Origin of the sequence: Francisella sp. 19S2-4 (genome assembly GCF_036281795.1) — a bacterium.
In the GTDB taxonomy this organism is placed as follows: domain Bacteria; phylum Pseudomonadota; class Gammaproteobacteria; order Francisellales; family Francisellaceae; genus Francisella.
Map to the genome: position 1 here is coordinate 11,880 of NZ_JAWUZH010000019.1, position 14,112 is coordinate 25,991.

Here is a 14,112-nt window from a genome sequence, read left to right on the forward strand (position 1 = left end):
TCATCAGTTAAGGGATACTTTTTTGTTTCTTAATGTGATAGAATATCGACTATATGTTATATCTTTATTAAAAGCGGTAAGTAATGTCTATAGCTACTAAAGAATCATCTATAAATATAGAAAAAGAATTAAGACAGTCATATCTTGATTATGCAATGAGTGTGATTGTTGGTAGAGCTCTGCCAGATGTTAGAGATGGTTTAAAGCCAGTGCATCGTCGTGTACTTTTTGCAATGAATGAGTTATCAAACTATTACAATAGACCGTATAAAAAGTCTGCAAGGGTTGTCGGTGATGTTATAGGTAAATATCATCCTCATGGTGATACGGCTGTTTATGATACTATCGTTAGGATGGCTCAGCCATTCTCTTTGCGTTATACCCTTGTTGATGGCCAAGGTAACTTCGGATCTGTTGATGGAGATTCTCCAGCAGCGATGCGTTATACTGAAATTAGAATGCAAAAGCTTACTCATGAGCTTTTAATAGATATAGATAAAGAGACTGTAGATTTTTCTCCAAACTATGACAATACCGAATTAGTTCCTGATGTTTTACCAACAAGGGTGCCAAATCTTTTAGTTAATGGCTCTTCAGGTATTGCTGTTGGTATGGCGACAAACATACCTCCTCATAATATGACTGAAGTCATAAATGGAACTATTGCTCTTATTGATGATTCAAAACTTACAATAGAAGATCTTATTCATTATATCCCAGCACCAGATTTCCCTACTGGGTCATACATAAATGGTACAGATGGCATTTTAGAAGCGTATAAGACAGGTCGTGGTCGTGTGATTATGCGTGCAAAAGCAGATATTCATGAGGATGAAGCTTCTGGTAGGTCACAGATAATTATTACAGAAATTCCATATCAAGTTAATAAAGCAAAACTTGTTGAGAAAATAGCTGAGCTAGTAAAAGATAAGAAAGTAACTGGCATTTCAGAGCTAAGAGATGAATCTGATAAGGATGGTATAAGAGTTGTTGTTGATCTTAAAAGAGATGAGTCTCCAGAGGTCGTTTTAAATACATTGTATGCTCAAACACAACTTCAGTGTAGTTTTGGTATAAATATGGTTGCTCTTAGTGATAATAAGCCAAAACTTTTAAATTTAAAAGAAATTCTAGAACAGTTTATTAAGCATAGAAAAGAAGTTGTAACTAGAAGAACTATCTTTGAATTAAGAAAGTCAAAAGAAAGAGCGCATATTTTAGAAGGCTTATTACTTTCTTTAGCAAATATTGATGAGATGATTGATCTTATTAAGGCTTCACCATCTCCAATGGATGCTAAAGAAGCTATGTTAGCTAGATCATGGAATGGTACTTTAGTAAAAAGTATGCTTGAGGGCGTTGATGTTAAAATGTATCGTAAAGAAACTTTAGCATCGCATTATGGTATTCAAGAAGACACATCATATAATTTAACTCAAGAGCAGGCTGAAGCTATCTTAGCTTTAAGGCTTCATAGATTAACTGGTCTTGAGCAGGATAAAATAACTAACGAATTTAAAGAGCTTATAGATAGAATTAAATATTTAATAGGTATTCTAAGTGATACTAGTGAGCTAATTCGTGTGGTTAAGGAAGAACTTGTTGAAATTAGAGATAACTATGGAGATGAGAGAAAGTCTGAGATAATCTCTTCTAGGCTTGATCTAACAAGAGAAGACTTAATTGCGGAAGAAGATATGGTTGTAACGTTGTCTATGGATGGCTATGTTAAAACACAACCTCTTAGTATGTATAATGCGCAAAAACGTGGTGGAGTAGGTAAATCAGCGACTAAAACTAAAGAAGAAGATAGTATCTTTAAACTGATGTTAGCTTCTACTCATGATACTATGCTATGTTTTTCAAGTTTGGGTCGAGTTTACTGGTCAAAAGTTTATGACTTCCCTGTTGCAAGTAGAATTTCTAAAGGTAGGCCAATTAATAATATTTTACCTCTAGAGAAAAATGAAAAGATTACAGCATTAATGCCAATATCTCAATTTGAGGAAGGTTGGTTTGTGTTTATGACTACTAAATTGGGTAGGGTTAAAAAGGTTGATTTATCTCAGTTTTCTAGACCTAGATCAACAGGTAAAATAGCAATTGGTTTGAATAATGGTGATGAGTTATCATATGTTGCTCTTACAGATGGTAACAAACAGATTATGATGTTCTCAGATGCTGGTAAGGCTATACGATTTGATGAATCTGATGTTAGAGCTATGGGACGTTCTGCTGCAGGTGTGACAGGTATGCGTCTACAGTCAAATCAAAAAATAGTATCTATGATTGTTACAAATCCTGATGAAGGTGTTGTTTTAGCAGCAACAGAGAACGGTTATGGTAAAAGAACAGCTGTTTCTGAGTACAGAAAGACAAAACGAGCGAGTCAAGGCGTTATCGCGATTTCAACTTCAGAGCGTAACGGTAAGGTTGTAGTCGCTGTACTTGTTGAGAACGATGAAGATATTGTCTTAATTACAGATAATGGAACTTTAGTTAGAACATCCTCTGATCAAGTTAGAGAGTGTGGACGCTCTGCTCAAGGTGTTCGACTTATTAATTTAAGAAATAATGAAAAGCTTATAAGCTTAAAAGTAGTTAAGCAAGATGATGAGAGTCTTGAAGAAGATGATGGTGAAGAAGTTCAAGAGCTATCGCAAGATAACTTATCAGAAAGTGAATAAGCACTATGACTAGAGTGTGTAAGATAACTGTGTTAGGGGCTACTGGATCTATTGGAGATAGTACTCTTGCTGTAATTAGAGAAAACAAATTATTTGAGGTTTTCGCTTTAACAGCATTTAGTAATATTGAAAAATTAGCAAGACTTTGTGAAGAGTTTAAGCCGAAATTTGCAGTAGTTCCTGATTTAGATAGAAAACACCAGTTAAAATTACTTGTGACTGATGTTGATATTTTAGTTGGGAATGAAGGGCTTGAAAGAGTTGCTAGTGCTCATGATGTTGATGTTGTTATGTCTGCTATTGTTGGTATAGCTGGTCTTAAGCCTACTTTTGCAGCAGCTAAAGCAGGAAAGAAAATACTCTTAGCGAATAAAGAAGCATTAGTAACTGCTGGACATTTACTTGTTGATGAAGTTGCTAAGAATAATGCTCAATTGATACCAGTTGATAGTGAACATAATGCAATTTTTCAGTGTATTGATAATAATATTAAAAAATATGCTGTAGATATTAGTCAGATAATTTTGACGGCATCAGGAGGACCTTTTAGGGATAAGACTTTAGATGAGCTTGTCGATGTGACTCCTGAGCAGGCGTGTGCTCATCCTAATTGGGATATGGGTAGGAAAATTTCCATTGATTCATCGACAATGGTGAATAAAGCTTTAGAAGTGATAGAAGCATATTGGCTTTTTGATGTTGAAGTTGATAAAATAAGCGTTTTAATTCATCCTCAGAGTATAATACACTCGATGGTGAAGTATATAGATGGTAGTTATCTGGCTCAATTAGGTGTTCCAGACATGAGAACTCCTATTGCAAATGCGTTGTACTATCCTGACAGAGGGGTTGTAGACGTTGAAGAGCTTGATTTTACTGAAAAAGAATTAACGTTTAAAAAAGCATGTTTTCAAAGGTTTGAAGCCTTGAAAATTGTGTTTGATAATTTGAAAAGTAAAAATTATGCTGCAAATATAGTTTTTAATGCGGCTAATGAAAAGTTAGTAGCTGCCTTTTTGAATAATAAAATTAAATATTTAGAAATTGTTAAATTAAATAAAGAAATAACAGAAAAAATGAGTTTTAGGAATCCACATAGTATAGAAGAAGTTTTTGATATAGATAGGAAAACTCGAGAATATGTGGACTCTATTTTGGGGTAAATAAGAGTGGTTTTTTTTAGAAAGAAGTTTGTATTAGCCTCTCTTCTTATGGGTATTGCATTAAATGGTTGGGCTGATGATAGCAGCTTTGTCTTGAATGATGTATCTATAGAGGGATTGCAAGGCTTACAGAGTGATGTAGTTAAAAGCCGTATAGGCTATAAAAAAGGTAGTTATGTCACTCCTGAGGATACAAACCAAATTATTAATAATCTTTATGGAACGGGATTCTTTAATAGTGTAGACCTTTACCGAAAAGGTAGTAATCTTTTTATTAATGTAAAAGAAAGACCAATTATTTCGGGTTTTAGTTTTAGTGGTAATAAAAAACTTAGTAAAGATGATTTGCAGAAAGTCTTTACAGATGCGGGTATCTATGTTGGTAATGTATATAATCCGAATACTATGTTTTTATTAAAACAGTCATTATTAAATCAGTATTCTATGATGGGGTTATACGGGGCAAAAATTGAAGAGCATATAAGAAAGCTCCCTAATAATAGGATAGATATAAGTATTGATATTAAAGAAGGTGAGCCTGCTAAAATTAATGCTATAAATTTTATTGGTAATAAGGAGTTCGATGATAGTGATTTAAAGAGCGGGGTTGCTTTCGCGGTTCCTTCTATGTGGAATCTTTGGGGGTTTTTGTCTAAGTTTGATACCTACTCTCCTCAAGGGATGGGTCAATCAGTTCAAGGAGTAACTAATTACTACTTGGACAGAGGATATTTAGATTTTAAAGTTACATCTAAGCAAGCGGCGATGTCAAAAGATCGTGAACATTCGTATATAACTTTTGACGTTGTTGAAGGTAAGGTATACAAAGTAGGTAGCATTTCATTAAGTGGTAAATTTCTTCTACCAAGATCTGAAATTCAGTCTTTAATTAAGATAAAACAGGGAGAGGTTTTTTCTAAGAAAAAACTTGTAGAGAGTGTTGAAGCTATAAAGACTTTGCTTGGAAGTAAAGGTTATGCTTTTGTTACAGTTAACCCTATTCCCACTGTTGATAAAAAGAAAAGAATAGTTTCTTTCAAGTTTGTGGTAGACGCGGGTAAAAAAGTTTATGTAAATAGAGTTAATTTCTTTGGTAATAATGTAACTAATGACTATGTTTTTCGTAGACAGCTGCAGTACTATGAGCAAAGCCAATATAATAAAGAACAAATAGATAAATCGCAAAGAAGACTAGAGCAGTTGCCTTATGTCGGGTCTGCAGATATGGAGCTTGTTCCTGTAAAAGGATCTAATGATTTAGTTGATGTTAATTATGATATTAAAGAGCGAAATGCTAACTCAGTTAGTGGTAGCTTAGGATACTCCGATCTATATGGATTTATGATCGGTGGTAGGCTAAATATGCCAAACGTTTTTGGTACGGGGAATACATTTAATGTAAATGCTCAGTTAGCTGTCCCATATCAAAATTTAGATGTAAGCTATATCGATCCGTATTTTACTACCTCAGGAATTAGTCAAAGTATTTCAGCATATGTAAGTCGTTCTAACTTTGCTCAAACGAATGCCATTGCTGCATACCAATTAGATACTTGGGGTGCAAGACTAATATATGGTGTACCAGTATCAACATTTAGTAATGTAAGTGGAGGACTTACTTTTGCTGATAATACTGTTAAGCAATCTGAAGGATATCAGTCAGCTGTTGTAGATTGGTTTACTGCACAACAAGGGACTAATAACTTCTATGAAACTGCACTTACAGCAGGGTGGAATTATGATAACTCAAATAGATATATATTTCCTACAGCTGGTGGATCATTTAAACTAAATGGATCAATAAATATTCCAGGTGTCAGTAATATAAATGCATATAAAATAGAAATTGGAGGCACTTATAACATAGCTGTACCAAATACAGATCAATCAGCTTTACAAATTAGAGCTGGTGTTGGCTATGGTGGTGGTTATGGTAAGACTCAAGAGCTTCCTTTTTATGAGAACTACTATGGAGGGGGTTGGGGAAGTGTCCGTGGTTTCCTACAAGGATCATTAGGTGCACGTGATATGAACTTAGCTACTAATCCAGCCTCGACAGGGAACTCAATTGGTGGTAACCTTAATATTTATAATAATTATGATTTACTGTTTCCAGTACCTTTTATTAAGGATAGTTCAAAAATGAGAATAGGTGCTTTTTTTGATTTAGGTAATACTTATCTTACATATAATATTCCGGGGAATGTGTTATCGCCAACGCCACCACATCCAACTACTCCAACATTTACTAACTTAAAGTATTCTGTTGGTGTTGAGTTTAGGTGGGATTCGCCAATGGGTCCATTAGCTGTTTCATTTGCTCAGCCTTTTAATGTACAATCAGGAGATATAACACAACAATTTCAGTTCTCATTAGGACAAAACTTTTAAATATAAATAATCAAGGAGATTAAAGAGTATGAAGAAAATAATTTTATCATTATCAGTTATGGCAGCAGCTTTTACAGGAGCTTATGCTGATGTTAAAATAGCAGTTGTTAATCCTGTTGAGATTTTTAATGATTCAGATCTTGGTTCAGTTAGTGTGAAAAAGTTAGAAAATGATCTTAAACCTCAAGCAACACAATTAAAGCAAGAGCAAGATAATATAATGCAGCAGATGAAAACATTGCAAGAAAATTCTGCTACTATGACTAAACAAGAGTTAACTCAAAAGCAGCAACAAATACAAAAAGAAGAGATAGCATTTAGAGAAAAAGCTATGGTCTTACAGAAAAAAGAAAATACATCTAAAGATGAGCTTGCAAAAAAATTCCAAGCGTCATTTGATAGAGCGGTACAAACTATAGCTAAGCAAAAAGGGTATAATGCTGTTCTTACAACGCAAGCTCTAGCATATGTTAATGGTATTGATGATATATCAAGTGATGTAATAACCTTAATGAATAAGGATTCTAATTAATTAGAGGAATTTTTTAATGTATACTTTAGATTTTTTAGCATCAAACTTGGATGGTGTTGTTAAGGGAAATGGTAATATAGAGATAAATAAAATAGCAACTTTATCTCAAGCTGGTGAGGGAGATATTTCATTTTGCACTAACCCAAAGTATTTGAAGGATTTATCTGAGACAAAAGCCTCAGCAGTCTTAATTACTGAAGAAGCCTTACCTTATTGTAATACAAATGCTGTAGTTTTAGCTAATCCATATATGGCATTAGCAAAAGTTATGGAGTTGTTTGATAAGTCACCACAACCTAATGGTAAGATTCATAGTAAAGCTGTTATCGCTGCAAGTGCAGTTATTGGTGAAAATGTAACTATAGATGCAAATGCAGTAATAGGAGAAAATGTTGTTCTTGAAGATAATGTCACTATAGGTGCGTGTGCAACTATTCATGATGGTACAAGGATAGGTAAAGGTACTATTATAAAAAGTAATGTATCTATTGCCCATGATGTTAGAATCGGCTCTGACTGTATAATTCATCAAAATGCTACTATAGGTTGCGATGGATTTGGAAATGCGCGAGATGAAGATGGTAGCTGGACTAAGATTCCTCAGTTAGGAAGAGTGGTTATAGAAAATAATGTTGAGATTGGTTCATGCACAACTGTTGATAGAGGCGCGATTGATGATACAGTGATTAAAGAAGGCGCGCGTATTGATAATTTGGTGCAGATAGCTCATAATGTAATTATAGGTAGAAATACCGCGCTGGCAGGAGTCACTGCTGTTGCAGGAAGTACAAAAATAGGGAATAATTGCCTTATTGGTGGTCAGTCAGCAATAACTGGACATATTACTATCTGTGATAATGCTGTGATTGGAGGAGCCTCAAATATAGGTAAATCTATAACTAAGCCAGGTATGTATTATGCTGCTTTTGAGGCTAAGCCAAGAATTCAGTGGGGTAGGTTTGTAGCTAAGTTATCTAAAATAGATAAACTAATGGCAAAAGTAAAAGAATTAGAAGAAAAATTAAAATAAGTAAGGATTGTTTGATGAGCCAGTTTGATGAAAAAAATAAGCAAATTGATATTATGGGAATCAGAAAGATTTTACCACATAGATATCCTTTTGCTCTTTTAGATAAAATTGTTGATTGGGATATCGAAGAGAGAACTATTACTGCTCAAAAAAATGTAACGATAAATGAAGATTTTTTTAATGGGCACTTCCCTGATTTTCCTGTTATGCCTGGTGTATTAATAGTTGAAGCAATGGCGCAAGCTACAGCAATATTGGGTGAATTGATGGCAGAAAAACTATTTGCTCATGTGGTTGCAAAAGCTGGAGGTGGTAGAAGAACTTTTATGCTTGCAGGTATTGATAAGGTGAGGGTTAAAAAACCTGTTATGCCAGGTGATGTATTAATAATTGAATCAAAAATGGTTAAGCAAAAAAATATTATCTGTACAGCAGAGTCTGTAGCGAAGGTAGATGGACAAGTAGTTTGTTCGGCTCAATTAATGGCAGCATATAAGGATTATTAATCGTGATACATAGTTTGGCAGTAGTACATGAAAGTGCCAAAATAGCAGAAAGTGCTATAATCGGGCCATTCTGTGTTATTGGAGAAAATGTTGTTATTGGTGAAGGTACAGAGCTAAAAAGTCATGTAACTATTGGAGATAATACAATTATTGGAAAAAATAATCGTATTTTTCAATATGCATCAATAGGGGATGACCCTATTGATTATACTTATAAAAAAGGCGACTTTTCACAAGTTACTATTGGTGATAATAATATTATTAGAGAGTGTGCGACAATTCATGGTGGAACATCTAAAGAAATTGGCGTAACTTCTATAGGAAGTAATAATATCATCATGTGTTATGTCCATATTGGCCATGATTGTAAAATTGGTAATTATATCAATTTGGTTAATGGTGTTGGTTTAGCTGGTCATGTTCATATTGATGACTTTGTTATAATTAGTTCGAATGTTGGCGTTCATCAATTCTGTAGAGTTGGTAAGCATGCGTTTATTGCCCATGCTGCTTTGATAGGAAAAGATGTTCCTCCATATCTTATGGTAACGGCTGTTACAGCGGGATCTACACCTTGTGGAATTAATACGGAAGGATTAAAGCGTCGAGGATTTAGTCCAGAAGATATTAAAAAAATAAAGGATGTTTATAAAGTTCTTTATCGTCGGGGTTTAATGATGAAAGAGGCTACTGAAGTCATTAAAGATATGGCAAAAGATGACCCTATTCTAGAGCCTTTTGTAGATCTTATAACTACTTCAAGAAGAGGTATTTTAAGATAATGAGAATAGGTATTGTTGCTGGAGAGCTATCTGGAGATCAACTTGGTGGAACTTTGGTAAAAGCTCTTAGGCAGAAATATCCAGATGCTATTATTGAAGGAATAGGTGGTCCTAAGATGCAGGCAGCAGGTTTTAAAAGCTTGTATCCTATGGATGCTCTCTCTTTAATAGGTTTTTTTGAGATCATATCAAAAGGCTTAAGTATCTTAGGTATTCGTAAGAAAATCATTAATTATTTTAAGCAAAATAAGCCCGATATTTTTATAGGTATTGATGCTCCTGATTTTAATTTAACGGTTGAAAAAAAATTAAGATCTGTCGGTATTAAAACGATTCATTACGTTAGTCCTAAAATATGGGTGTGGCGCGAATATCGTATTAAAAAAATTAGAAAAGCAACAGATAAAGTTTTAGCAATATTGCCTTTTGAAGTGGATTACTATAGAAAGAGGCATGATTTTGAAGCTATATATGTTGGACACCCTTTAGCGAAAGAGATCCCAGTAAATATAGATCGTTCTAGTTATAGGAAAAACCTTGGTCTTGAGAATGTTTCTTTACCTATATTATCAGTATTACCTGGAAGTAGAAGTACTGAAGTAACTAGACTTTTACCTTTATTTCTTGAAGCATTAGAAAAGTTAGTAAGTTCGGGTTATAAATTTAAAGCAATCATGCCTTTGGCAAAACCATCATTAGAACCTTTGTTTGATAAGTATCAAGAGCAAATTAATAAGCTTGGCATAAAAGTATACAAAACAAATTCACATGATGTATTAAAAGCCTCAGATTTTAGTTTACTAGCTTCTGGGACAGCTACTTTAGAGGCAATGTTATGCAAGCTACCTATGGTTGTTGGGTATAAATTGTCAACTATATCAGCTTTTCTGGGTAGATTACTTGTGGGGAGTCACAGTTATTGGGCTTTTCCTAATATTTTACATAAAAGTGAGATTATTAAAGAATTAATACAAGAAGATTGTACAGTAGATAACTTATTTATCGAGTTAAAGAAGTTGTTTGATGATAAACAAAGAAACGACTATATTGTACAAGAGTTTGAGAAAATTCATAAAAGTATGATAGTAGATACCGATAATAAAATAATAGAGGTATTAGATGCTATGTTATTAGAAAAATCTTAATTTTTAAAAGCTTTATAGATATAATACATGTGTAGAAAAAATAGTATTTAGGTGTTAGGTAGATGACGTTAATATTAGTTTTAGTTTTAGTTTTAGTAGTCTTGGTTATAATAGATTTATATCGTAAAAGTCTTCGTCTTAAGCAAAAAGATATTCTTGAAGGTTCTCAACAGAGAGATGGAGAGCAACTTCTTGAACAAGCAAAAAGCTCTTCAGAAAATGCATATATTGAGAGTGTTCAGAGCGAATATCCATTATTAAGAGATGGTTTTTTACTATTTTATTTTGAAGGGATTGAAAAAATTCAAGTAAAAGATTTAGCAACATTTTTAAAATACTATGGTGTTAAATATACAGATGAAAAGGTTTTTCAAAAACTAAATTATGATGATGTAATATTTAGCATTTTGCCTGATAATCAGGATCAAATATTTGTTGATTCTAAAGAGGGATATGTACAAGGAATTATAGCTGTGATGAATTATAGAAAGCTAGCTTCTATGGAGTATGATGTTAAAACATGTTATGAGCTAATGATGGATATTCTTGAAGCTATGGGTAAATCTTTTCATGGTACTTTAATGAATGAACATAAGATTAGACTTACAAATAAAGATAAACAAAATTACTTAGAAGCTATATTATAATTACAGACCTATTTTTAAAGATAAAAATCTAAAAAAGCTTTTATTTTAGGAATTTCATATCCATAAGTCTGATAGAAGGTAAATATTTCATATTCTTTAAACTTGATTTCTGGTAATACTTGTATTAGAGTACCATCTTTGATATCTTTTTCAACTAATCTATCTCCTGTTAGAAAAAGCCCTATACCTTTTTTACATGCTTGGTTAAGAGCATTAAAGTCATCGATGAATAATACTGGAGAAGAGCATGTTATATAGTTGCCATTTTTTAGAGGTAATTCTGTTGCAGGTTTTCTTAAACTATGTGAAATAAAAGGATAATTTATTAGATCCTTAACTGACTTAGGAGTTCCATATTTTTTAATTAATTCTGGTGACCCACATAAAATATTTGATATTGGTTGCATCCTTTTATACTTAAGAGAGTCTGTTAAGGGAGGTATTTGTGGAAATCCAACCATTATATCAATATCATTCCTTGCAAGATCGTTATCTTGTTCAGAAAAGATTAGCTCACATTGAATTAGAGGATACTTTTGTATAAAGTGATCTAAATTTTCTAAAATTAGTTCTCTTGCGAGTATTTTTGATACAAGTATAGTTAGTTGTCCTTGAGGAATTTTTTGTCTAGATTCAATAAAATCCTCTAGATTAGTAACTTCTTGGGTTAATTTTTTACATTTATCTAACATTGTTATTCCAAAAGGGGTTAGTTCCACTTTTCTAGTATTACGATAAAATAATTTTTCAGATAAGTAGCTTTCAAAAGCTATTACTTGTTTGCTTACAGCGGTTGGTGATACACATAAGTTATCAGCAGCCTTTCTGTAATTTAAATACTCTGCGACTTTTACAAAATATTTAATTTGAGAATAATTCAGCATATTTGTAAAGTAATTTTATGTAATATATTTTAATTGTAAACTATAGATTTATAAATAATGAAATTATTTCGCTTAATTTTTAATATAGAACCCTCTACAATGTAGTTATTAAAATAACAAATCGGAATAAAAATGAAATATGAATATCATCATATAGGAATACCTATTAATGAAGCTCGTGCAGGAGAGAGATATAGCTCTGTTATGGATATGTATACATCGGGAGGTGAGTTGCCATCAAGAATACAATATCATCGCTTTGGACCTAATTGTCCATTAGATAAATTAATACAGACAGTGCCTCATATCGCATATAAAGTAACAGATTTAGATATGGCTATTAAAGGTAAAAATATTCTTTTAGGACCATACTTTCCAATAGAAAATTTTAAAGTAGCTATGATTGAGGAAAATGGAATGCTAATGGAATTTATACAAACTGATTTAACAGAAAATGAAATTTGGGATAGTAATAGGAAATATAATAATTCTACTATATACTGAGATTAACATGCATATTATTTTATGATGAATACAGAGATAATTATTTGATAATTTGTAATGGTGGGCCCAGTAGGACTCGAACCTACGACCTACGGATTATGAGTCCGGCGCTCTAACCAACTGAGCTATAGGCCCAAAACATAAGCATGATTATATTTGAAGTAATGCTGTTAGTCAATATTTATTTTTAATTTTTTAAGTATTTTATTTATATATCTTTGAAGATGTCCCAACAATTAGAGGGTCAGGTGAAATAGCTACTTCAAGATCTTTATTATCATAGTCAACACTATTTAATATATGTCTAATTGCATTTAATCGTGCTCTCTTTTTATCATCTGATTTGACAATCACCCAAGGAGCATATGGTTTATCTGTATAAATAAACATCCTTTCTTTAGCTTCGGTGTAGTCATCCCATTTGTCAAGAGATGCTTTATCTATAGGGCTAAGTTTCCATTGTTTTAGTGGATGGGATTCTCTTGCTATAAACCTATTTTTTTGTTCTTGTTGACTCACAGAGAACCAGAACTTAAATATCATTGTCCCACTATCTACTAACATTTTTTCAAGCTGAGGAGCTTGTTCTAAGAATGAAAAATACTCTCTTTCAGTACAAAATCCCATAACTCTTTCAACTCCTGCTCTGTTATACCATGATCTATCAAAAAGAACTATTTCTCCTCCTGATGGTAGGTGTTCAATATAGCGTTGGAAGTACCATTGATTTCTTTCTCTTTCAGAGGGCTTCTCAAGAGCTATAACTTTGGCGCCACGTGGATTAAGATGTTCCATCATTCGCTTGATTGTTCCACCTTTTCCTGCAGCATCACGACCTTCAAATATTATTAATACTTTTTTATTATTTTCTTTAACCCAGCGTTGAAATTTTAATAACTCTATTTGTAAGTGGTGCTTCTGCTTCTCATAGACTTTACGAGGTATCTTGTGTTTATATGGAAATATATTTTCAACAAAAAGTTTTTGTCGCTCTTCTTGACTTAGAACTTTCATAAACAACACTCAAATAATTGATTTGAGTAATATATTAGCATATAGAGATAGTAAATAGATAGATTAATTTTGTACTGGTTTTATGTTAAGTTTAAAGCTAAATAGTATATAAAAAATCATAAATAGAACTATTATAATAATAAGTGGTGAAGGAGTTTTCATTGGATAAAGAAGGACAGCTAAGAAAGTTGATATTGAGGCAAGCATAGTAAACATAAAAGTAAAAGATTTTACAAATTTACTATTGCTTATATTTTCAGTTCTTGAAAGATAAATATATTTTATAGGTATAAAAGAAAATATTGTTAATACAATAATAGTAGTTACGTTGACTAGTTGCGAGGATTGAAAACAAAGCATAAACATAACTATTACATTCCAGTAGCTTGGAAAGCCAACAAAGAAATTATTATTAGTTTTAGCATTCGGCTGACAAAATTGATATGACGAAGAAATTGTTATCATTATTACTACAGGAATTAACCATCCTTGGCTAACAACCCCAGAAACATATATCCAAATACAAGGAACAATAGAGTATGTTGTAAAATCAATTATATTATCCAAGAGTGCTCCATCTAGAAGAGCAAGTTTTTTAATATCTACTAGTCGAGCTAAGCTACCATCTATGGAATCAATAAATATTGCCATAATAATGCTAAACATAGAAAGCTTAATGTAATATTGGTGTAGAGTAATTTGACCAGTAACACTTGCCTTAGCTGCTTCAATTGAAAAAATAATAGCTAATATGCCAAATACAGCACCTAGAGATGTAAAGAGGTGTACTAACCAAGCATATATTTTTTGTATTGTTTGCATCTTAA

Annotated in this window: 13 protein-coding genes and 1 tRNA gene; 10 read left to right on the plus strand and 4 right to left on the minus strand. The window is 32.6% G+C overall.

Annotated features, from left to right (window positions below; genetic code table 11):
- The first annotated feature begins 83 nt into the window (after nucleotides 1–83).
- The 9 genes from gyrA to R8535_RS05680 all read left to right on the plus strand — a co-directional run bounded on the left by gyrA (nucleotide 84) and on the right by R8535_RS05680 (nucleotide 10,883).
- Complete coding sequence (gene gyrA, locus R8535_RS05640) at nucleotides 84–2,687, plus strand: DNA gyrase subunit A (protein ID WP_329497298.1); 2,604 nt, start codon at nucleotides 84–86, stop codon at nucleotides 2,685–2,687.
- 5 nt (nucleotides 2,688–2,692) lie between these two features.
- Nucleotides 2,693–3,850 carry a 1-deoxy-D-xylulose-5-phosphate reductoisomerase gene (gene dxr, locus R8535_RS05645; RefSeq protein WP_329497299.1) on the plus strand — a complete coding sequence of 386 codons (1,158 nt, stop codon included), beginning with the start codon at nucleotides 2,693–2,695 and terminating at the stop codon, nucleotides 3,848–3,850.
- A 6-nt stretch (nucleotides 3,851–3,856) separates the two neighbouring features.
- The gene (gene bamA, locus R8535_RS05650) at nucleotides 3,857–6,241 is read left to right on the plus strand and encodes an outer membrane protein assembly factor BamA (RefSeq protein WP_329497301.1); all 2,385 of its coding nucleotides are present in this window, start codon (nucleotides 3,857–3,859) and stop codon (nucleotides 6,239–6,241) included.
- 28 nt (nucleotides 6,242–6,269) lie between these two features.
- The gene (locus tag R8535_RS05655) at nucleotides 6,270–6,773 is read left to right on the plus strand and encodes an OmpH family outer membrane protein (protein WP_329497302.1); all 504 of its coding nucleotides are present in this window, start codon (nucleotides 6,270–6,272) and stop codon (nucleotides 6,771–6,773) included.
- Nucleotides 6,774–6,789: 16 nt separating this feature from the next.
- On the plus strand, nucleotides 6,790–7,803 hold the full coding sequence (gene lpxD, locus R8535_RS05660; protein ID WP_329497304.1) for a UDP-3-O-(3-hydroxymyristoyl)glucosamine N-acyltransferase: 1,014 nt from the start codon (nucleotides 6,790–6,792) through the stop codon (nucleotides 7,801–7,803).
- 14 nt (nucleotides 7,804–7,817) lie between these two features.
- Nucleotides 7,818–8,309, plus strand: a complete 492-nt coding sequence (gene fabZ / locus R8535_RS05665; protein ID WP_329497306.1) for a 3-hydroxyacyl-ACP dehydratase FabZ — start codon at nucleotides 7,818–7,820, stop codon at nucleotides 8,307–8,309.
- 2 nt (nucleotides 8,310–8,311) lie between these two features.
- The gene (gene lpxA, locus R8535_RS05670; RefSeq protein WP_329497308.1) at nucleotides 8,312–9,091 is read left to right on the plus strand and encodes an acyl-ACP--UDP-N-acetylglucosamine O-acyltransferase; all 780 of its coding nucleotides are present in this window, start codon (nucleotides 8,312–8,314) and stop codon (nucleotides 9,089–9,091) included.
- Nucleotides 9,091–10,236, plus strand: coding sequence for a lipid-A-disaccharide synthase (lpxB, locus tag R8535_RS05675; RefSeq protein WP_329497310.1), 1,146 nt, complete (start codon nucleotides 9,091–9,093; stop codon nucleotides 10,234–10,236). Before lpxA ends, lpxB begins: the two co-directional genes overlap by 1 nt.
- Before the next feature lie 62 nt (nucleotides 10,237–10,298).
- Complete coding sequence (locus R8535_RS05680; RefSeq protein ID WP_329497312.1) at nucleotides 10,299–10,883, plus strand: cell division protein ZipA C-terminal FtsZ-binding domain-containing protein; 585 nt, start codon at nucleotides 10,299–10,301, stop codon at nucleotides 10,881–10,883.
- 14 nt (nucleotides 10,884–10,897) lie between these two features.
- On the opposite strand, the gene R8535_RS05685 is transcribed toward R8535_RS05680, so the two are convergent.
- Entirely contained in the window at nucleotides 10,898–11,767 is an 870-nt protein-coding gene (locus R8535_RS05685; RefSeq protein WP_329497314.1) for a LysR family transcriptional regulator, read from the minus strand.
- Between the two features lie 132 nt (nucleotides 11,768–11,899).
- On the opposite strand from R8535_RS05685, the gene R8535_RS05690 reads away from it, so the two are divergent.
- Entirely contained in the window at nucleotides 11,900–12,271 is a 372-nt protein-coding gene (locus tag R8535_RS05690; RefSeq protein WP_329497316.1) for a helicase, read from the plus strand.
- A gap of 58 nt (nucleotides 12,272–12,329) precedes the next feature.
- Here the strand turns inward: R8535_RS05690 and R8535_RS05695 are convergent.
- The 3 genes from R8535_RS05695 to R8535_RS05705 form a co-directional block, all read right to left on the minus strand.
- Nucleotides 12,330–12,406 (minus strand) — tRNA-Ile (locus R8535_RS05695).
- 69 nt (nucleotides 12,407–12,475) lie between these two features.
- Nucleotides 12,476–13,285, minus strand: a complete 810-nt coding sequence (gene ppk2 / locus R8535_RS05700) for a polyphosphate kinase 2 (protein ID WP_329497318.1) — start codon at nucleotides 13,283–13,285, stop codon at nucleotides 12,476–12,478.
- Between the two features lie 63 nt (nucleotides 13,286–13,348).
- Nucleotides 13,349–14,107 carry a CDP-alcohol phosphatidyltransferase family protein gene (locus R8535_RS05705; protein ID WP_329497320.1) on the minus strand — a complete coding sequence of 253 codons (759 nt, stop codon included), beginning with the start codon at nucleotides 14,105–14,107 and terminating at the stop codon, nucleotides 13,349–13,351.
- Between the last annotated feature and the right edge of the window lie 5 nt (nucleotides 14,108–14,112).